The organism is Ectopseudomonas khazarica, assembly GCF_017915135.1.
GTDB classification, from domain to species: Bacteria; Pseudomonadota; Gammaproteobacteria; order Pseudomonadales; family Pseudomonadaceae; genus Aquipseudomonas; species Aquipseudomonas khazarica.
Genome location: NZ_CP068551.1, coordinates 4,027,123 through 4,047,287, shown reverse-complemented (window position 1 = coordinate 4,047,287; position 20,165 = coordinate 4,027,123). Strand labels below are relative to the sequence as shown.

At 54.5% G+C, this 20,165-nt stretch carries 15 protein-coding genes and 4 pseudogenes; 7 read left to right on the top strand and 12 right to left on the bottom strand.

The window, feature by feature from the left end; translation table 11 throughout:
* The first annotated feature begins 22 nt into the window (after window positions 1–22).
* Together JLK41_RS19075 and JLK41_RS19070 are read left to right on the top strand one after the other, a co-directional pair.
* The gene (locus tag JLK41_RS19075; RefSeq protein ID WP_210389601.1) at window positions 23–298 is read left to right on the top strand and encodes a hypothetical protein; all 276 of its coding nucleotides are present in this window, start codon (window positions 23–25) and stop codon (window positions 296–298) included.
* Window positions 299–302: 4 nt separating this feature from the next.
* On the top strand, window positions 303–827 hold the full coding sequence (locus tag JLK41_RS19070; RefSeq protein ID WP_210389600.1) for a helix-turn-helix transcriptional regulator: 525 nt from the start codon (window positions 303–305) through the stop codon (window positions 825–827).
* A 14-nt stretch (window positions 828–841) separates the two neighbouring features.
* On the opposite strand, the gene JLK41_RS19065 is transcribed toward JLK41_RS19070, so the two are convergent.
* From JLK41_RS19065 to JLK41_RS19030, 8 genes and pseudogenes are all read right to left on the bottom strand, one after another.
* A complete protein-coding gene (locus tag JLK41_RS19065) occupies window positions 842–1,225 on the bottom strand; it encodes a helix-turn-helix transcriptional regulator (protein ID WP_210389599.1) in 384 nt (127 codons plus the stop codon).
* 367 nt (window positions 1,226–1,592) lie between these two features.
* Window positions 1,593–2,618 carry a hypothetical protein gene (locus tag JLK41_RS19060; protein ID WP_210389598.1) on the bottom strand — a complete coding sequence of 342 codons (1,026 nt, stop codon included), beginning with the start codon at window positions 2,616–2,618 and terminating at the stop codon, window positions 1,593–1,595.
* Window positions 2,619–2,638: 20 nt separating this feature from the next.
* A complete protein-coding gene (locus JLK41_RS19055; RefSeq protein ID WP_210389597.1) occupies window positions 2,639–4,918 on the bottom strand; it encodes a hypothetical protein in 2,280 nt (759 codons plus the stop codon).
* A gap of 427 nt (window positions 4,919–5,345) precedes the next feature.
* Window positions 5,346–6,520 (bottom strand): annotated as a pseudogene (locus JLK41_RS19050) (Fic family protein).
* Between the two features lie 665 nt (window positions 6,521–7,185).
* The gene (locus tag JLK41_RS19045; protein ID WP_128651305.1) at window positions 7,186–7,485 is read right to left on the bottom strand and encodes a S26 family signal peptidase; all 300 of its coding nucleotides are present in this window, start codon (window positions 7,483–7,485) and stop codon (window positions 7,186–7,188) included.
* A gap of 206 nt (window positions 7,486–7,691) precedes the next feature.
* Window positions 7,692–7,925 (bottom strand): hypothetical protein, encoded by a 234-nt coding sequence (locus tag JLK41_RS19040; RefSeq protein ID WP_210389596.1) that lies wholly within the window; start codon window positions 7,923–7,925, stop codon window positions 7,692–7,694.
* A pseudogene (gene parA / locus JLK41_RS19035) lies at window positions 7,922–8,560 on the bottom strand (ParA family partition ATPase). The gene JLK41_RS19040 and the pseudogene parA overlap by 4 nt, the downstream one beginning before the upstream one ends.
* Window positions 8,561–9,553: 993 nt before the next feature.
* Entirely contained in the window at window positions 9,554–10,066 is a 513-nt protein-coding gene (locus JLK41_RS19030) for an antirestriction protein ArdA (protein WP_210389595.1), read from the bottom strand.
* A gap of 663 nt (window positions 10,067–10,729) precedes the next feature.
* Here JLK41_RS19030 and JLK41_RS19025 point away from each other — a divergent pair.
* The gene (locus tag JLK41_RS19025) at window positions 10,730–11,758 is read left to right on the top strand and encodes a Hachiman antiphage defense system protein HamA (RefSeq protein ID WP_179574286.1); all 1,029 of its coding nucleotides are present in this window, start codon (window positions 10,730–10,732) and stop codon (window positions 11,756–11,758) included.
* Complete coding sequence (locus JLK41_RS19020; RefSeq protein ID WP_210389594.1) at window positions 11,751–14,420, top strand: DEAD/DEAH box helicase; 2,670 nt, start codon at window positions 11,751–11,753, stop codon at window positions 14,418–14,420. The genes JLK41_RS19025 and JLK41_RS19020 overlap by 8 nt, the downstream gene beginning before the upstream one ends.
* 115 nt (window positions 14,421–14,535) lie before the next feature.
* Here the strand turns inward: JLK41_RS19020 and JLK41_RS19015 are convergent.
* From JLK41_RS19015 to JLK41_RS19000, 4 genes and pseudogenes are all read right to left on the bottom strand, one after another.
* A pseudogene (locus JLK41_RS19015) lies at window positions 14,536–14,857 on the bottom strand (integrase core domain-containing protein); the annotation flags it as partial.
* Between the two features lie 2 nt (window positions 14,858–14,859).
* On the bottom strand, window positions 14,860–15,633 hold the full coding sequence (locus JLK41_RS19010) for a hypothetical protein (protein ID WP_179574288.1): 774 nt from the start codon (window positions 15,631–15,633) through the stop codon (window positions 14,860–14,862).
* Window positions 15,634–15,921: 288 nt separating this feature from the next.
* A pseudogene (locus tag JLK41_RS19005) lies at window positions 15,922–16,216 on the bottom strand (LasR-specific antiactivator QslA).
* Complete coding sequence (locus tag JLK41_RS19000) at window positions 16,213–16,482, bottom strand: hypothetical protein (protein WP_092377142.1); 270 nt, start codon at window positions 16,480–16,482, stop codon at window positions 16,213–16,215. The pseudogene JLK41_RS19005 and the gene JLK41_RS19000 overlap by 4 nt, the downstream one beginning before the upstream one ends.
* 797 nt (window positions 16,483–17,279) lie before the next feature.
* Here JLK41_RS19000 and JLK41_RS18995 point away from each other — a divergent pair.
* The 3 genes from JLK41_RS18995 (at window position 17,280) to JLK41_RS18985 (ending at window position 20,164) form a co-directional block, all read left to right on the top strand.
* Entirely contained in the window at window positions 17,280–17,918 is a 639-nt protein-coding gene (locus JLK41_RS18995) for a DUF1326 domain-containing protein (RefSeq protein ID WP_037049487.1), read from the top strand.
* Entirely contained in the window at window positions 17,899–18,663 is a 765-nt protein-coding gene (locus JLK41_RS18990; RefSeq protein ID WP_210389593.1) for a DUF2182 domain-containing protein, read from the top strand. Before JLK41_RS18995 ends, JLK41_RS18990 begins: the two co-directional genes overlap by 20 nt.
* A gap of 127 nt (window positions 18,664–18,790) precedes the next feature.
* Complete coding sequence (locus JLK41_RS18985) at window positions 18,791–20,164, top strand: multicopper oxidase family protein (RefSeq protein ID WP_210389592.1); 1,374 nt, start codon at window positions 18,791–18,793, stop codon at window positions 20,162–20,164.
* The last annotated feature ends 1 nt before the right edge of the window (window position 20,165 follow it).

The following is a 20,165-nucleotide window of genomic DNA, read 5'->3' as shown; positions in this document are numbered from 1 at the left end:
ATGCGAATACTGGAGATCACTGATGACCCGTCCTTCTCACTCGAAGAAAGAGGTCGAAGAAGCACTCAGGCATGTCGAAGAGCAGGGCTGTCGCGTAGAACTGGGTGGTAGCCACGCTTGGGGACGAATTTACTGCCCCTACAACGATGAAGAGTGTCGCTGCGGCGAGTTCTGCATCACCAGCGTGTGGAGCACACCGAAGAACCCAGGCAACCATGCGCGTGCCCTTCGGCGCGTCGTCGACAACTGCACCACGCACCGTAAGCAGCGGCAGACCGCTGAGGGCGCAGAGGAGTAGCGCTATGGAATACATCTTCACTCTGAAATACCAACTGGCTGACGATGACCGTGACCCGGAAGCGTTGGTTGAGCGCCTCGGCGAAGCTGGCTGCGACGATGCCTTGATCGGCATTGGCCAGCCAGGCCGGCTGGCGCTGGAGTTCACCCGTGAGGCGGAGAACGCTGAAGCGGCTGTGCGCAGCGCACTGGCCGACGTGCGCAGTGCCGTACCGTCGGCCAGGCTGATTGAGGTGGCACCAGATCTGGTCGGTCTCACCGATGTGGCGGAGATCGTCGGCGTGTCGCGCCAGAACATGCGCAAGCTGATGTTGGCTTATCCGAGCAGCTTTCCTGCACCAGTACATGAGGGCAGTGCATCGATCTGGCACCTGGCAGACGTGCTGACCTGGCTGCAAGCCAGAGGCAGCTATTTGCTGCCTGGCGGTGTCTTGGACGTGGCTCAGGTGGCTCTGCAGGTCAATCTAGCCAAGGAAGAACGACGGCTAACGCGCCCCGCCTCCAAGGAACTGCAAGCCCTTGTCGGATGAAGACGGCGCCGACTTCATGATTGGTTTGAGCCCGCCCGGACAGGGCGGGTTTTCCTGAGGTAAACATCCGGCTTGCTGATGTTGACCCGAGGTGCTTGCTTGCGCTCCTCAATCCAGGCCTCCACCTCGGCCAGATCCCAGACCACGCAACGTGGTGTCAGGTTGAAGCGCCGGGGGAACTCACCGCGACGTTCCATTTCGTAGATCGTGGATTCAGCCAGGGGGACGATCTGTCTTAGCTCATGCTTGCGAATTGTTCGCCGGAAGGGCAGGGGGCTGCCCTTCGGAAACTGCGGAAGCGACTCGTAGGCCTCCGTGCCCGGCAATGGGAGGGACTGATCAGAGTCGATATCGAGAACCTCGGTAGTACGCGAAGAAGTATCCATCTCTATCTCCATGATTACGCTCCATGGGGAGATGGTGGGTTTCAATACCAGGTGAGCCAACTTGCTGTAGCGTAGTCTGGTGTAGGAGATGCCTTCGGCCCAGGCTGTGTTGAAGCTCCTGCTACGTTCTGGGGTTCGCGTTGCGAACCGTGGGCCAGAGGATTATGAGTTGCCTAGAAATGCCTCAAACCCAGTAAAATCGGGAGCAGCTTACTGTAAGAAAAATAAGCTGAAAGTAGCGTGGTTACTGGGCTTGAGTGAAGTTTTGCTAAAATGACAGAAACTAAGCACTGTACCGTCAGTGTACTGTTTTTGTACCGTGAAACGCTCAGCATTGCTTGTCATAGCTCCAATAGGCCAACGCTACCGTAGGCGAACTCTAAGCGTTCTGTTCCTCTAAGTGGTCGTGGCTCTCGAAAATCTCTTCAAGGGTACGTCGAAAATCGGTTAAGAACCTAGCAAGATCTTTGGCGTTTGCAAGAACAAGAGCGGCTGGATAGCTTGGGTACTCACTTGCATGTGCAGCAGCATTCATCAGCTGATAAGCTTGATAGAAGGCGAGGATTCCTGCGTGGCAATTTTCTTCTGCTACTGTCAAGGCTATGGAGGGTCTCAACATTACGGAGAATAAGCTCGGTTTCAGCCTTTGCATTTCTGAAAGAGAAAGAGCAGACGCTAGTTTTTTTGAGAAAGCTGCAGTGGCATCTGGTGAGTTTTTAATGACTTGGTAGATTAGCTTTGAAAGAAGCGAAGCCTTGGACTTCGCACCAGGGCGGTAGGCCCTCGCCACTGAAACACTTGCAAGGTGATTCTCGTACTTTTGGATGTATGAGACGGTAGACCCCCCTTGGGGTTCGCCATCAGATCGAAGAGAGTCAATTAACCCTCTCACCTTGCCTTCCTGATGTGTGATTTGATATTTCAGCCGATTAACAAGTAGCGTCTCGGTATCAAATAGCAGGCTTGCGAGTTGTTCGATTCGGGCTCCCTCACTATTCAGCGGCGCAAGCTCTGCAGTTTCAAAGACATCTGAAATTTTTACAAAGATTTCCTTCCCGCCCAAGATTGGAAACCATTCCGGTAAATATACAGGCGAGCTCGCCTGTGGGATCGATAGCGGTTCATTTGAAATAATCACGACAGTAAGGTTAGTAAAGTTCACGCTTTTTAGTGCTTTGAACTCCTGCTCATTTCCTGAAATTAGAGTAGCCAAGTCCGCCATTAGAGCGTTAGAAGTAAGAAAGAGATTGCTTCTCAATATTATTGGAAAGATTATATGGTCCTGAAGTTGCTTGATGCTTTCAGCTAGCTCAGATCTAGGTTTTCCGTTGGCATTCAGCCAAAGGATTCTGATGGTTGCACCATCTTCCCAAGGGATGTTTTTGATTAGCTTCTTAATATCCATATTTTAACTCGTTGATACTTTTAGTTGGTGCCTGCAATTCTAGCCATCAGCTTGATCCCGGGTTTTACGATACCCCTCTCGGTTTTTAAGAAGTTAGCCATTACAGCGCTGCTCAGTAGTTGGTCGCGTGGTATTGTTAGCCCAAACGTCGCTTCTTCTACAATTTGGCGGTATTTAATCATTGAGCATTGCAAAACCTTAGGGTGTTGTTTAACTATCTGCCGCAGCACACTTGCTACACAGTACAGCCATGGATCGGTGCGCCTTGCATCTTCACTAAGGTACTCCGAAAGCATATGAGCGAAAAAGCTATAGTACTTGCTATTTCTTAGTACCGGTGCTGCTAGTCGCTGCTGTGCAAAGAGCTCAAATATAGACCGGTCTAGCTTAATTTTGGACTCTAATGCGCGTTGCTCGATTAGCCAATCACATAGGTCTATCAGGAGATTAACCGTTAAATAGGGATGTCCGCTCGTTTCTTCATACACCGCATCTGCAAATGAGACTTCAAATTGGAGTTTTTGAGAAAGTACTCGCTTGATGAGTTCTACGAATTCTGAATCCGGTGCTGATTCTTGGTGTGCAAATAGCGGGAAGTCAAGTTGCTGTACAAGTGGGCTCAACTGGTTTTGCGCAGAGAGTATGTAGTGGGCGTCAGGTCTCTGTCCCATGAAGACTATTAAGTTTCTGGTCGCAAAGCTAACCATCTGACTGAGGAGGGGAAGGCAAACCAGATGCCTCAAGTCCTCATCGCGTCGGCTCATTGCTGCAATTTTTCCAAATAAGGATTCATACTCGTCAATTATGAATATGCGCTTGGCTCCATCTAAATCACCATAGGTGGTCGAAATTTGGCATTCGTTCACTAGGCTTTCGAAGAAGTCGCGTGGGATCGGCGCGCCATTTGCTAACGCGTCTTCGATTCGTTCGGCAAATATAGTGTGTTGAGGCTGATGGCGCATGTTATCCATTGTTTGGAATATCACCAGCGAGCTATTTGATTTGTCTCCAAAATTAAGCGCGGCAGTTGTCTTTCCCGAGCGTCGAACACTACACCAGAGATGTATTCCCGTTTTGCTTGCGATGCTTTCAAGAAGCTGTTTTACCGTGTATCGTTCAACCATATACATTTGGCGATGATTCGGATCCTCCAGCGGGAAGTCTTTCGCATAATTGCGAGTCAGGCTCCCTTGCATAACTAGCTTCACGCTTGAAGTAAGCCAATCTTCTATTTTGCTGACTATTAGCGCTGCAGTGTCATGTGCATGAGTGGCATCAGACATGACACCGGAAACGTCCACAACAACACTTTTTTCATGCTGCGCAACCCAATCACCCACGTCCTTATCTAAGCATGCCAGGCAAGCAATTGGGTTGGCGTTCAAGGCTCGCTCTAAATCCCAGCGGCCATGTAAGTTTTCGCTGAAAAAGCATGAAATTATCACTTCATAAGGATTGACACCCAGGGCTGGCGTCAGGGTGACTTCTAAAAAAGGTGGGTTTCCAGACACGACACGGCTTAAGCTTGGAGTTAAATAGCCAATATCATGCGTTTTATCAATAATTAACTCGAAAGCCATGAGCATTGGTACGATGGTTGAGAAACAGTGATTCTCTCCTACAGCGTCCGCAGCTTCATTTAGTAAAGTGATAGCATCACTACCTTTGAGAAATCCTAGGGCATGTACCCAGCCACTGTTGCTGAGAAGTGTTTTCCAACCTAATACAGTAGCGTACCCCTTCACGACTCCATGAACTATGCTTGAGCACACGCCCCAGGTGAGCTTAACTTCAGATACGTTTGACGCTTTCTCACGTAGGCGTAGATATGGTTGGATCGCTAAGAGTAGGAATTTTAAGAACCCCCCTAATGCCTTGGATTGTATAATCGTTGGCTCAACACCTTTCCGGGATGAAAACTCTGTTCCTCGCTCGCAGATCTCTTTGGCATGTTCGTAGAATAAAACAGATAAACTGTCTAAGTGGCTCTGCTTGATTGCCTGTTCACGATTACACAGATCTTTGAATATAAAGGACACTACGTCGTTGTAGTGAGTTGCCCACTGGAATATATGGTGCTCTTTTAGTTCGTTAAGCATTCCCCTGTATAATTCAAGGGCCAGTTCTTCAGGGGTCAGAGTGGCAGACAATGATTCCGTATGATCTGCGGTATACTCAGCTATTCGATTTTCGAGTATTGCTGTAAGGTTTTTCTTTCTCTTTTTTTCGAATCCGTCGTTTATTAGGCTTTTCAGTTCAGGAGCGAGAAGGGCCAGTTCATCCTTATCAAGCGAATTCATGAGATTTATCAGAACTTGCTCTGCTTCCGAACGTCTCCATTCCTTAGCTAATCTTGTTGCAACCTGTAGTAAGTGCCTACTGCTGCCACTTATGGACGCCATAAATTTCCTTAGTTATCTTTAGCTGGGCTTAGGAGGATGCGTAGCGATCTCTCTCTGTTGAATGGCCCCACCTACCCATCGATCGAAGTACCATTGACTCCCAGAGACGGTTGCCAACTCCGCCTAGATAGCGGTATCAAACGTATCATGGCGGTCGGCGCCCCTATCTCAGCCGAATATCGCATGATCTCAAGCTGCCGTTATGCACATCTGAAGACAATTTCTAGTCTCCGGGTAATTTTGAGTGAACCGCATAGTACCGAAACTTAGCGTAATGGCACGATAATGTCTCGGTGCTGCCGATGCACCGTTTTGTCGCTATGGGTCAACCTTGAGCGTTTGTCGAGTACTGTATCTGGTAGCGCGTACTGCGCCCGCCACCGGGGGAGGCGGGCAAGGCAGCCCTCCTCCACAAGATCGCTCAGATCGCTCAGATCGCTCAGATCGCTCAGATCGCTCAGATGGCGCGTGGCCGTCGCTTTCGAGACCTTCGCCACGGCTTGGTATTGAGCGGCACTGATGCCGCTCTCGAACCCCCGTTCGCCGTCATCAAGCAGGCGATTAAGCACTTTGATCTGCACCGCCAATATTGTTTGGCTGCGGTGTGCCTGCCAGAAGCGTGCCTTGACCTGCACACGATTGATACGAGCAAGGGCCTGCCCCAGGCTGTTGAGCAATGTTTCGAGGAACCATTGCAGCCAGGCTCTGATATCCGGAGTGCCTTTCTGGCTTGCTTCGAGGGTGTGGGGATAGCTGGTGCAGTCCTCGAGGATGCTTGCCGACATATCGTAAAAACGGATTGCCTAGTGTTCGCCTTGGTCCAGCGCCAAGTCGGTGGTGGCGCGCGTAAGGCGACCATTGCCGTCATCGAATGGGTGCAGGGTGACGAACCAGAAATGGGCGATGCCGGCGCGCAGAAAGGGGTCAAGGTTGGCATCGCTGCGGCTGTTCTCGAACCAGGCAAGAAAGTCTGCCAGTTGCGCTTCGAGCCCTGCGCGAGGAGGGGCTTCGAAATGTACGGTAGGGCGGTCGATTCGACCGGAAACCACCTGCATGGGCTCTTCGCCGCGCAATGCGCCGATGTGTAATGGTCGAGCCAGCAGTTGGTCATCGCTGGGGAATAGCCAGCGGTGCCAGGTGAACAGTCGCTGTTCGTCTAGCGGCTCTTGATGCGCGTAGGTGGCATCGAGCAGCAGCTCTGCCAGGCCTTCGGAGCGCGAGGTGGTACGGCCTTCTTCGCTTAGCCCCAAGCGCCGCGCCAGTGATGAGCGCACCGAACCGGTATTCAGTTGCTCACCCTCGATGGCTGAAGAGGTAACGATGTTCTGAAGCATGGCATCCAGGCTGCTCTGCTCTTCGGTGTCACTGCCCACCGCACCGAGCATTTCCAACAAACGTCCCTGAGCCTGGCTGCAAGCGCGCAGCAGCGGTGCACGCGTTTCGGCTTGCAACTGAAGTGCGGCCAGTCGGGTGTTGCCAGATCCAGAGAGGGTCATTCATAAGAGTGTCATCTATGAGCCGATTAGCGGGCCTATTCGGCTCACTCAGTGAGCCGATAATGCCGGCTATTCGGCTCACTGCCTAATTCTCAGGCCGGTATTGCTAGGTTGATGAGCGCGTCTGATCAGGGTTGTTGCTCCCACGCTTTTTTCAGCGTTTCAGAAACCTCGTCGAAAGAGGTCATTTGTGGCCTTGGGGCTACAAAATGGCTCAGTCTGAGCTGTCTTGTAGCTCAAGGGCTACAAGATTCCAGGCATGACTCTGCCTCTGCATCGGTTTCCGGCTGTAGGTTCGGTTACCGATGTCTGTTCCAAGCTGATCGCAATGAGGAGAGCTAGGCACGCGCCAAAGCCAGAGCTGGCGGGTGTTTGCGCTGCGTACGGCACGCCTATGCATGCTTTGAGTGCCGTCTCCAACCCTCGTGCAGACTGCTTTTCTGGCCAACGAAGTGCCGCCACCTTTTATCTTGCCCTCCGCTTTTTCCGTGTCTTTGTGCACCTGAGCAGGGTAATCAGGTTGGGAGATACTAAGGATCTCGCAGTTGCTAGGTGGTAGCCGAGGGCAGAGGTAACCGCAGGTCCGCGGTGCTTGAATGCGCAGGCTGAGCACAGGCTATCGACATCATGATCGACGCGATAATGGGCAGCTCATCGACATGAGCCCGATCAGAAGAGCTGCACCCGAACGATCATCCCATCGACAGACACTGTGCCGAAGTAGCGGCTGTCGAGTGACTTCGGGCTGGTGCTGCTGAGCCGGAGCAGTTCATCGCCAGCCAAGCGCCGACAGGCCTGCCAGACTAGTAGCGCGACTCTGTCGATCCCTGCGCAAGAGCCAGGCAATAAGGACGCCATTGATGTGCACAGCACCTGACTATCTTGCATGCACACTTGCTGCGGCACCATCGCCGCCACGGTCTTCAATGGCGGTGCATTCGCCGGCAGGTAGCCGTGCTGCGCAGCCATTGCATTCCTCCAGTAGTAGGTGAGCCAGCATCAGATCGCCAGGCGCCAGTGAATTGGCCGGCGAAGTGCGATACCTGCCGTCAGGGACGCTGTCGGACCTTTTGTGGATCAACCGTGGTGGCGACGTTGCGAGCGCTGTCGAACCTGGGGCGAACATGCGCCTGTGAGCAGTGTCAGCGGTCGCCATGCCCGGTGAGTTCCCGACGTCATGAGGTTGCCCGCTGCTCCAGCACCTCGCGCAGCATCTTTGCCATGGTCACGCCGCGGTCGAAGGCCGCCAGCTTGATGCGCGTGCGCAGTGTTGGCGTCACGTCCAGCGTCAGCCATGCGCTGTAGCGCTCGACCTTGCCGCTGTCGACGGCGGCGCCCTGGCGTATCCAGGCTTCGGCCTGCGGATCGGCCAATGGGCGTGCACCGATACCGATGCGCTTGCCGTTCATGGCGACCACCTCAGTGGCTCGTCGACCAGGCTGCTGACCTCGCGCGCGGCGGCGCTGTCCGGCGCCAGTTCACGCGCCAGGCGACCGGCCGCCACGCTCTCGGCAAAGACGAGGCGCTGGCATACCTCGGCCTGCAGTGCCGGCAGCGGTTGGTCGGCCAAGGCGCCGCGCGCTTCCTGGCCGATCACCGTGGTGCTGACGCGGCGGTTGATGGCAAATGCCGCGCGCAGCGTCGGCCTGAACACCTGCGCCTCGCGGATCAGGTTGACCATCTCCGCGCTGGCCCACAGGTCGTAGGAGCTGGGCTGTACCGGGATCAACACGCGATCCGCTGCCAGCAACGCCGAGCGGGCGAGGGCAGCGATGCGCGGTGGCCCGTCGATGATCACATGATCGGCACGACGAGCCAGCTCCGGAGCTTCCTGGTGCAGCGTCTCGCGCGCCAGGCCGACGGCGCTAAACAGCCTGGGCAAGCCCTGCTGGCTGCGCCGCTGTGTTCAGTCCAGCGCCGAGCCCTGCGGGTCGGCATCGAGCAGGATGACGTTCTGCCCGCGCAGGGCCAGTTCGCCGGTGATATGGGTGACCAGGGTGGTCTTGCCCACCCCGCCTTTCTGGTTGAACAGGGCGGCGATCATGGCCGGATCTCCCCGACCAGACTGCCCCGATCAGCACCTGTCCACACACCGGCGCTGCCCCAATAACAAGTTAGAGCTTTTAAGTTAGTTAAGTTAAGGGAGGCTGAAAGCCGCACCAGCCGCGGCCTGCAGAGGAGTTCGTGCGCCTGATAGCACGAGAGTGATGCGCCTGATAGCACGTGCCGGCGTGCGCCTGATAGCACGACTGCATTCACAGCTTTTCCCGAAGTTATCCCCGTGCCGTTGACGGCACGCGCCGGAGATCCGCTCGCCTGGGGGCAAGCGCTGCGATGTTTCAGCGGTTTCTGAGGCTGGAGACGGCGTCGCTCCGAAGCTGGGCGCGGGCGGCTCCAGATAATCTCGCCGAGGAGATGCGTTGCGATCTGCGGCGCATCGTCCTCGTGCTGGAGTTAGCGCCGATGGTTGCCCTCCGGGCCTGTGCGCGTTTGCCGGAAACGGGCCAGGAGCGCGTTGAGGCGCTTCAGGTGACTTGGGAAAGGGCCGCAGGTGGGGTAAAGCGGCTGGAGCGTTCTAAGGGGCTCTGGAGGCGTTCCTGGCCGCTGTCGTTGAGCGTGGCACAAGGGTGAACAGACGGGCCTAACTGGTAGACCCTGGCCTGTTCGTGTGCGAGCTCGCGTCTCGCAGTCTCGCCCAACGGGCGGCATATGGCGCGTATGGCTGCAGTCTCCGAAGGTGTGGTTCTACGGCTTTCTGCAAGACCGGAAAACCGCATCGGCGGATTTCCGTAAATCCGTAAAAACGTAAATCCGCTTCCCCACCAATCCGTAAATCCGTGGATTCGGATCGACGGATTTGGGCAAAACCGTATGACCGTAACGGTCTCAATCAACTAGCGGCACAACGTGGTTGTTTCAGGCTGATCGCCGGGGGCGCGCACCCGTGCATCAGTCTTGCGGGTGGGGCGCGCGGGTGGCCGGTAGGGCAGGGGCGCAAAAAACAAGGCACCGGGGCGACCCGGTGCCTTCTGCTGGTTTAGCGATTCCAGAACACATGCACCTGCTCGAAGCCGGTTTCCAGGGTGAACAGGTCGCCGCCGTACTCCATGTCGCGGGCCATGGCGCGGTAGTCGATGTACATGGCCAGATGCTGCGAAATACTGCTGGTTTCCTCGGTCAGCTCCTGGGCGTAGTCGGCCAGCGAGCTGTAGCAGCCGCAGTAATCTTCCTCAGCCGCCTTGCGCGCTTGCTCCAGGTCGTTGAAGTGAGCGAGCAGGGCGCTGCCGAACGCGGGGTACTCCTCGATGAAACACGCGATCTGATGGGCGCTTTCGAGGCCCTCGTACTCACCGAGGCGGTAGCCGTCGAAGCCCTCGAAGTCGTGGATGGCGTATTCCTCCGCCCCCTCGACCGGGGAGGCCGCCAGCATGGCGTCGACCTGCGCCTGGATCTCGTCCAGCTCCAGGGTGGCATCGATCCAGACGCCATGCAGGTGACCGGCGTTGTAGGCGGCCAGGTCGGCCACATAGATCCTGATTTCTTCGCTCATGGCTTTCGCTCCTTCGTCTTCAGGGTTCTGCGCTTGCGCTGCGCATGAACCCCTGCCGACTAGGGCGACTAAGGCGGTCGTGAAAAAATCAGGAAAAATCGCGGAGGCTCCACCCAGCGCAGCGGCCGGGTGGAAGCCGTCTATTTTTCTTGATTTTGAGGGGGGCAAGAACCCCTGCCTTGGAAAGGGAGAACGTCACCACGGGTGGTGATAGCAACGTGTTTCGTCAGTTGGCAGTTGGCACTTGGCCGGAGCCGGCCAAAAGCGGTCATCGAGTGGATACGAAACTAGGGGCGATTCACCGAGAGATTGAGGAAAGTAGCAAGACCTGAAGCGTCTCTGAGAAAGACGCTTCCTGAGGCAGCTTCAAGTCCCATCGCATTCAGCGGGACAACGTGGCCATCACCTCCAGCCGACCATCCCACCACGAAGGCGAGTTTCTCTACGAGACCAACACTGTATAAATATACAAACAGTCGACCTAAAGTCTCCGCATTGCGTGCTGCTTAAGTTGCACTCCTGGAAAGTACCGAGTGAGGTCGATCTATATGCCCGACTAAACCAGTTGGGTATAGCTGCTCTTTAATAACATGGCCTGCCCTTGGAATGATGGCGTTATAGCATTATAGTCTTGACACAACACCAGTATGTGAAGGGACTCTAATGCACGATTTTGACGATGAAGACTGGGAGAAGCATCTCACAGTTAACACTCAATGGGTGGATAAGTTTTTCCATCAAGTACCTGGAGTGGGAGAGTTTAAAGTCAACGCTCGCGCGCTCTCACTAAAGTTTTCAGGTACAAAGCAGGATTGTTTGTCACTGGCTGATCATCTATCCAATTCAATTGAAAGCTATGTTTTCGATCAGCAGCAATTAGCCGTATTTAAAGAAGAGGGTGTTCCCGCTTACAAGCGAGCCTCTAGTTTTTTTGGAAACACCAATCCGGTTGTTGATGGAAAGTACGGTGAGCTCATGTTGTACATGCTTGTCGAAGCCATATTAAAGACACCTATGGTCTCCCACAAACTCCAGTTGCTGACAAACGTCAACGACCAAGTAAAAGGAGGGGATGGGATCTTTTTTGGCAAATATGCTAATCATATTTCCATTCTAATTGGTGAATCGAAAATCCATCAAAGGCTGCAAGGCGCTCTTGCCGATTCCATGATGTCAGTTGACAGATTCAACAAGGACTATGCGGCAAGCTCAATAGAGCATGAGTTATTTATCGCGCGCTCTAATATCTCAAAGAACTTCTCTCTCGAACAAGCGAAGAAAATATATGAGGCATTCAAGCCCGGCACTGCGGAATACCAGGCTTGCAATAGGGTGCATCCGGTTCTTCTTGTCTATGACTGCTCGAAAATTGATGAAATTGAAATTCAGGCATCCGGAAAAGCTCATGCAGAGGAACTGGTGAAAGCATGGATTGCAGAGCACGCAAAAGAGGTTCTTGAAAACATCAAGTCTGGATTCTCCCCCTATCCAGACCTAAGAAAGGTTTACCTAGACTTCTTCTTGGTGCCGATGAGTAATGTTGGCACATTCAAAAAAACGCTATTCAAGTCTATTCACGGAATAGAATTTAAGGAGTCGGTCAAGGAAAATAAATCTAAAACGCCATCGAAGAGCGCTGCGACTCCACGAAGACCGAGAAAGCAAACATCCAAGGAGGTAGAGGATGAATAGTAAGGCTGAGGATGTTTCAGAGGAGGCAGCCAAGGATTACGAGTTTACCAGCGTTTACGACGAGCTATTGGAGATACTGTTTTTCAAGAAAAAACCCGGGCTGCAATCGAGCATAAAATCAATAGAGCCGGGGCGAATCCAAAAAGCAACTTGGCTGGCGTCTATTGTGGCCCTAGGTGCTTCCGAGAGATTAAAAAACCTAGCAAACTCGTTTGGCGCTCTATTGTATCTTTACGCCCCAGACAATCCGGTATATCAGAAAGCCTGTTATATTCTTCAGTCCCGATCCGGAAATCTAATCTCCAGCCGCCACGTGCCTAACATCTTTCATAGCGGAAAATACAAAGATAGTTTTGGTACCATGCTCGATGTAGAGCTAGGGGCGCGCCGAGGGCGCTTTACACATACCTTCCGCGACACTGAGAACTTTGTCTTTACTGAGTATCAAAATAGACTGTGGCGAGAGATTTCAGCGGGAAGGAATGTGGCAATCTCCGCACCTACCTCTGCTGGAAAGTCGTTTATTATTCGTCGGCACATAGTCGAATCCCTTCTGAAGTCAGTTGGTATAGCGCTATACATCGTTCCTACCAAAGCGCTAATTAACCAAATAAGCACTGACTTCAAGAACGACTTGAAGAACGAAGCTCATGTTTATACAACTTATAGACCCAGCGACGACTTCTCCAAGTCCAAAGTATTCGTACTCACGCCCGAGCGATGCATGAAGCTTATGCAGGACAAGAGCTTTCCTGTACCAACCATCGCCTTCTTTGACGAGATCCATAACCTCGAAGACCAGAGCCGAGGCTTAATATTTGAAAATATACTTCACCGCCTAGTAAGACGCTGCCCTAGTGCGCAATTCATTTTTGCCGGCCCGTATATCGAGGACATTGTCACGCCAATTAACCAGGTGTCGGGCTTGGTTCTTGTCGATGAGACTACCATCGCTTCTCCAGTGTTCCAGATTAAAGCAGCAATTACCTTTAAACCTAGATCCAAGATGGCTGGCTATCGGGTATTCAGCCAGACCGGAAATATTATTGAAGGTGAAATTCCTTTAAAGAGAGCTTTGTACTCAAAAACCAAAAACAATCAAGGCGAAGCCATTGCTAGCTTTCTCGACAACCTAAGCAAGAAAGAAAGCTGCATTATTTTTGCTCCGCGAAAGTACTCCGCTGAACGATGGGCATTGAAGATCGCGCCGATAATTGGTATGTCAACCCCGGAGATCGTGGAAGGGGCCGATCAACGCGTTATTGACCTAATCGGCTTCCTAGAAGATGAAATCCACCCCGAGTATTGCCTCATAAGGGCGCTAAGGATGGGGGTCGCGTTCCACCATGCCGGGCTCCCTGACATAGCCAGAATTGAGGTTGAAGAGCTTTACTCGGACAACGTGATTCGACATCTTGTGTGTACCTCCACACTGCTCCAAGGCGTTAACTTACCCGCCGACAAGCTGATCGTAATCAACCCTGCCAACGATAAAACTCCGCTAACTTCTTTTGAGTTCATGAACCTTATCGGTCGTGCGGGAAGGGTTAGCACAAACTTGTATGGTGAGGTCTACTGCCTTGATGTTCAGGATGAGGAGTGGGGACAGGATCGGCTGAATGACGACAAGAAGAAGAACATTCGCCCCAGAACAATTTCATCGCTTGAGGATAAAACGGCTGAACTCCTCAGCTATGCCACAAAGAAAAAGCGCGAAATTCTAGAGACTGAGGACGGCAGAAAGCTTTACCCGTCGGTCTCTTATCTGCGTCATCTATATGCAGCTGATAAGGCACATTTTGAACGACTGCTGGCGACAGCATCGCTTACAAACGCTGAAGCTATTGGCTTATCGAGTGCATTGGAAAAATCTGTCTCTAAACTCCAGATCCCGACGCAGCTCCTCCAGCAGAACCCATATGTGGATCCGCTGCTTCAGGATGAACTCTATTTAAGGATCAGAAATGACTCTATTTCTGCCTGGATCCCCAATAAATATCCATTGCAGCGTCAAGCTGAAGATTTTTCCGAGTCTGAAATATCTCCAATTTTTGAAGAACTCACCTTTTATCGTCAGTTTGAAAGCATTGCCCTGAGACTCAACGAAATTTTCGACATTGAAGATGAGGTAAATCACGGTAAGTTCAATGACTACATTTCCATTGGCAGGCTGGTCTTTGATGCCTATCAATGGATGTCTGGAAAGTCACACCGCTTCTTCATTGATGACTACATAGAAAATAAAAACAAACACGAGCAAGAGAATGGTGAAATCGCATCAAGCGAAGAAGAAAACAAAATTGATAGAGCAGCAAGATTTGTAACCGGACACATAAGTAGAGACATCACCTTTATCCTAGTGAAATACTTCTCTCTATGGTCAGACGTGGTTTCATCATTCTTGAATGAAAAGGAGCAGGAGAAATTCGCCTACGCTCTGAGTCTACCCTCAATGATTGAACTAGGAAGTTACGATCCCAAGGTGTTGGAGCTGATGTCACTAGGTATCAACAGAAGCATTGCCCTTAGACTCAAGAAGTACATGAAAGGCGATATTGAAGATACCGAGAAGTGGCTGTATGGATTCAACATCCATCAGCTTCCTTCGCTTCTGGCCAGATACCTTTCTCGCTCCGGACTCACAAAGGAAAAGTACAGCTAGCGTGAGGCGGCTGCATTTTGACTAAGATCAAGACCGGGCGAACTGTAGACTCTAAGCAGCTCAGCTTGCTCGGTTTGAATCGCCCCAGGCTTTGTGGAAGGCCATTTCATTTAAGTCAGGCCGCCATAGACTGATTTGCTTGTTGCTGGCGGAGGTTTGCCTCAGCCTCCGCAGGCGCAGATATAGCCTATTGAGCTCAGCAACCGCTGATAGTTGTACCAATGCCCCCATTTCAACGTTGCCATCTCAACCGCCTCGCGACTCTTCCATGACTGACAGTAAATAAGCTTGGCTTTGTACAGTCCGTTGATGGTTTCGGCCAAAGCATTGTCGTAGCTGTCGCCCTTGCTACCAACCGAGGGTTCGATACCAGCTTCTGCCAGCCGCTCGGTGTAGCTGGTCGAGACGTACTGGCTGCCAAGGTCGCTGTTATGGAGCTTCAGTTGCCTGTCGCCCATAGAATGGTCTGCCAGATACCCACTCCGATCCCGACTATCGCAGCAACTAGTGCTGTAGTTTTAGCCAACCGCCCTTCAAACATCCGATCCAGCATAACTCCGAAGCCTCTAGAGGCTGTCTTTAACTTCCCATTGACCATTTTTCTGATCGTAGAGTTGAGAAAACCATTTTTTGACAAGGTGGAGTTATGCATCCGAATAAATTCTTTATTTTCGAATGCTTGAATTTCCTCTTTCCCTTCGAGGAAATGCCTCGGGATCCCTCCATTGAGCTCCATAAGAGATTTCATCTTTGGATGGGAAGCGTAGCCGGCCCCATAGCGATCAGAAAGTAGATCATTAAGGTTTAGTCTACGCTCTACGGGTATGACAGATGCATCACGCCCGCCTAGAGCCCGATAGCGATGCTCAAGATGCTCGAAACCATAAGTAAGGTTCCGCATATTCCAATGAACCCAATACTTATCGCGCCTATCTCGAATGAATTGATAAAAGCCGGTAAGCAGTTCTAGCTCTATTTCGTCAAACCTTCCCATAACGTCGTCGCGTGCGATACGTAGTTCTTCGGCAATTGCATGCGTGGAAAAGCTTACAGCCTGTCCGGTTGCGTAGTGGGCAATAGCAATTGAAGTTATTCGCGGCGACAATGCTTCGTTGTCGTCATACAAACTCTGACAAGAGTAATGAATCAGGAAGAAATTCTGAGGAGTCTTCTTGATTTCTCGAATAAATTCGCGGCTATTCGTGATACTCATCAATCCCCCAGGCTGGCTATTAGTACCCCGAGGCTTTCTGCTCGGAGCAATCATGGCGCCAATTATTGAACTGGGGCTTGATGGATGGCAACAGCAATTGCCGCGCGACGTTTGTACACACGGGCGTAAACGAAGTTATTCGGAGCAGATTTATTTTCACTAATCTATATGACCGCTCCTGGCCGCTTTCGGCCTGTTCTAGGGTGCCCGCGTTATGGAGGAGTCCCCAAAATTTGCCGGAATGTTACGGTTAGCGAGAGCCGGCGGGGCCGGCTCACGAACATCCGCTTACAGCTGGAAGGAAAGGGGGGGCTGGCTCGCCTCAGCACCTGGGTGAACATATGCGCTGGTGGACGCGGCTGAGGAAGCCCACTTCAAAGGCTCTCCGCTCTATTGCACATGGTAGTAAGTCGCGCTCGGCGATCATGACTGCCCAGAGCCAGCCGCTGCGGGCGTTGTCGAGCCAGGTCTGGGCTAGCTTCACGCCTTGGTTGAACGCTTCCCTGCAGTCGGCAGCCCAGATGATTTCGACACCTGGGTGGCCATCGTGAGGTGGCAGGCACGTCATAACGCCCTTGCTCATCTGGCACCTCCTCGTACTTCGGAGAGAGCGCGGCGATAGAGCACCACCATCTCGTCCAGCAGATCCAAGGCTGAATAGGCGGCGATCCGTACGCGTAGATCTGCCGGCTGCAGCCCATCAGGTTCAGCCAGTTGATCCAGCAGATTGCTGAGCATTACGCCGCGTAGTTCAGCCGCAGCTTCAGAGGGGTGGGGAGAGCGTTCGGATTCATGCAGCGGGCTTCGCTGCAGCGGAAAAGGTACAACGCAGGATTCGAACTCAGCCATGGCGCACCTCCAGATCAGAGGTGGACAGCAAGACCAGCAGCCCAAGGCGGAGCTCTCGGGTAAAAAGGGGGTAGCGCATTTTCCTTATGCTCCTTCGTGAGATTAAGGAGCCGCAGCCATTCGCTACCACACGAATGGAGGCGGACCGTGCAAGGGTGGTAGACCGACCCACGAAGGAAGGCCGGCCAGGCCGAAGCCTGCCTCACACGGCCCGCCATAAATGCACGAGAAAACAGCAGATCCTGAGAAGGGCCTGCTCTCGTTTATGACGCAACCGCGCCTTCGTGTGAATCGGGCTACCACACCCGGCCGTGGGATTGACCACGACGGGCGCACTCTAGCCCGAGGGTTTCACGATGGCAACCTACTGTGGCGTAGGTGAGATTGAAGACGGGTAACGCCTCGGCCTCTGATTCGGCGGCGGCATGTTCGGGCTCGTCTCGAGGGCAGGGTACGGATAATATGAGAGCTGATTGATGGTGCCGCCAGAGCCGTCGCCCCGCAAATCGATCTATCTCCCGCGTCAGCAAAAGCTCTGCGCGATTGACGGTAAAAGTGACGGTAGGGCTCCATTGCAAATACAACGAATCCCTTTAGCCAAGCGGGCTCGGGCGGCTTGTTGATGATCGAGTGGGAATAAGCGCGTAACGAAGGGCAGCCCATTGGCTGCCCTTCGTCTATCCGGGGTTATGCGCCGACCTCATTAGTGCACATCGCGACATGCGCAATCTGTCTAGAGCCCAAGCCTGGCTGGCCTAGCCTTGTAATGGAAAGGCTACTCAGGCGGGGCTATCACCATGTCCGAGCATGTTGACTGGCGCCTACGCGGCGCTGGTGTGGATCTGTGCAATTGCGACTATGGATGTCCTTGTCAATTCAACGCTCTGCCCAGTCACGGCACCTGTGAAGCTGCGGTGGGGTATCACATCGAGGAGGGGCATTTCGGCGATGTGGCGCTGGCCGGTTTGAACGTGGCCTGCACCTTCTTCTGGCCGGGTGCCGTGCACGAGGGGCATGGCCAGTGTCAGGCGTTTATCGATGAACGCGCTACGGCGGCGCAACGGCAGGCACTGCTGACCATTCTCAGCGGTCAGGAGCAGGTGCCGACTGCATTCTTCGCGATCTTTGCCAGTACTGTGGAAACCATGCATGAGCCTCAGTTCGTGCCGGTTGAGGTCAGTACGGATCGTGCCGCGCTGACGGCCACTATCCGTGTGCCGGGTGTGCTGGACGGATACGCGGAGCCCATTCGCAATCCGGTGGACGGTTCTGTGCACCGGGCTCGACTGTTGCTACCCGACGGCTTCGAGTTTGCGGAGACGGACTGCGCCAGCGCCACGTTCAACTGCTCCGGGGCGATCAGGCTGAACTATGCCGGGCGCAATGCCATGCTCTATGACCTGCACATGGGGCCCAATGGCATCATCCACGCCTAGCAACCTGGTGGACCGGCGTGCGCTGCTGGCCAGCGCGGTGATTCTGCTGATCAGCGCACTGGCCTGGTGGTGGCAGGTCGAGCAGGCCGCGCTGATGGCGGCCATGGGCGACATGCAGATGCCGCCAACCCGCTGGTGGTCGCGTGAGGGCGCGCTGACCTTGCTGATGTGGGTAGTGATGATGCAGGCGATGATGTTGCCTGCGGCGCTTCCGGTGTTCCTGCTCTATCAGCGCTGTCTGCAGCGCGATCCCTTGCGCGTGCTCAAGCTGTTGCTGTTCTGCGCCGCCTATGCCGTGCTTTGGAGTCTGTTCGCGGTACTGATGACGCTGCTGCAGATACTGGGCGAATGGCTGGGTTGGCTGGAGCCGATGACATTGCGCCTGCCGCTGTGGTTGGGGTCATCGGTGTTGCTGGTGGCAGGGGCCTATCAGCTGACCCAGGCCAAGGCGACCTGCCTGGCGCATTGCCAGAGTCCGTTGCACTTCCTGCAGCTTCATGTGCGAGCTGGCCTCTCGGGGGCATGGGGGCTGGGCTTGCATCATGGCCTGTACTGCATTGGCTGTTGCTGGGCGCTGATGCTGGTGTTGCTGGTGGTCGGCGCCATGAGTCTGTGGGGGATGGCCGGGCTGGCCCTCATGGTCTTGGCGGAGAAATGGCTGCCACTGGGGCCGCGCTGGCGCCTTTTCAGTGGCGTCAGCCTGATGCTTTGCGCGGCAGGTCTCGCCGTCTGGACGCTGCGCTAGAGGCCGGTGCGACGATTGGCCGTTCGACTTTGCCGGAAGAGGGCGCCTAAAATGCGACTCTCTCTCGTTTGGCCTCGCGAGCACTGAGTGCGAGGCTGACGGCCGCTCGGTCGAACACAGGTGATGAATGAAGTTGAAACGTAGACAGGTGCTGCTCGGCCTGGCCGGTCTCGGTGTGGTCGGCGTTGGCGCTGGCGGCGTGCGCTACTGGCTGGGGCGTCCGGAGAACGTCGCGACCCATGATTACGAGCTGATCGCTGCGCCGGTCGATATGGAGCTGGTGCCGGGACATGTGACGCCGGCCTGGGGTTACGGTGGTCAGGCGCCTGGGCTGGAGCTGCGGTGCCGCCAGGGCGAGCGGTTGCGGGTGCGCTTCATCAACAAGCTGGAGCAGCAGAGCACCATCCACTGGCATGGCATCAGGCTGCCGCTGGAAATGGATGGCGTGCCCTATGTCTCGCAGGCGCCGGTATTGCCGGGCGAGTACTTCGACTACGACTTCATCTGTCACGACGCCGGTAGCTTCTGGTATCACCCGCATACCACCAGCGCCGAGCAACTGGGGCGCGGGCTGGTCGGGCCGCTGATCGTCGAGGAGCGCGAGCCGACCGGCTTTCGCCATGAGCGCACGCTGAGCCTGAAGACCTGGCATATCGATGAGCAGGGCGCGTTCACGCCGTTCATGGTGCCGCGCCAGGCGGCGCGTGAAGGCACCCGTGGACGGCTGACGACCATCAACGGCACGCCCAACCCGACGCTGGAACTGCCGGCGGGGCAGGTGGTGCGCCTGCGTCTGATCAACCTCGACAACACCGTCACCTACCGCCTCAACCTGCCGGGTGGCGAGGCGCGTATCTATGCCCTGGACGGCAACCCCGTGCAGCCCCGGCCATTGGGCAAGGCGTACTGGCTCGGTCCGGGCATGCGCATCGACCTGGCGCTCAGGGTGCCAGCCGCCGGCGAGACGCTGTCGCTGCGCAATGGGCCTCTGCGCCTGGCGACCCTCGAGGGTGTCGCCAGCACGGAGGCAGCGGGCGACTGGCCACCGGCGCTGCCGGCCAACCCCATCGCCGAGCCTGACCTGGCGCGTGCCGAGACCCTGCGCTTCAACTTCGAGTGGGCGGCCGCCCTGGCATCGCCGGCCGACGAAGCGGCCGGGCGCTACAAGTACTGGCAGATCAACGGCCAGGCCTGGGACATCAATGACAAGACCTGTGCCGACCGGCCCATCGCCACGCTGAAGAAGGATGGTCACTACATCTTCGTGCTGCGCAACATGGCGCAGTACCAGCACCCGATCCACCTGCACGGCATGACCTTCAAGGTGCTGGGTTCCGACCGGCGCAAGATCGTGCCGTACTTCACCGATACCTATCTGCTGGGCAAGAACGAGACGGCGCGCATCGCCTTCGTCGCCGATAATCCCGGGGTATGGATGTTCCATTGCCATGTGATCGACCATATGGAAACGGGGCTGATGGCGGCCATCGAAGTGGTGTAGG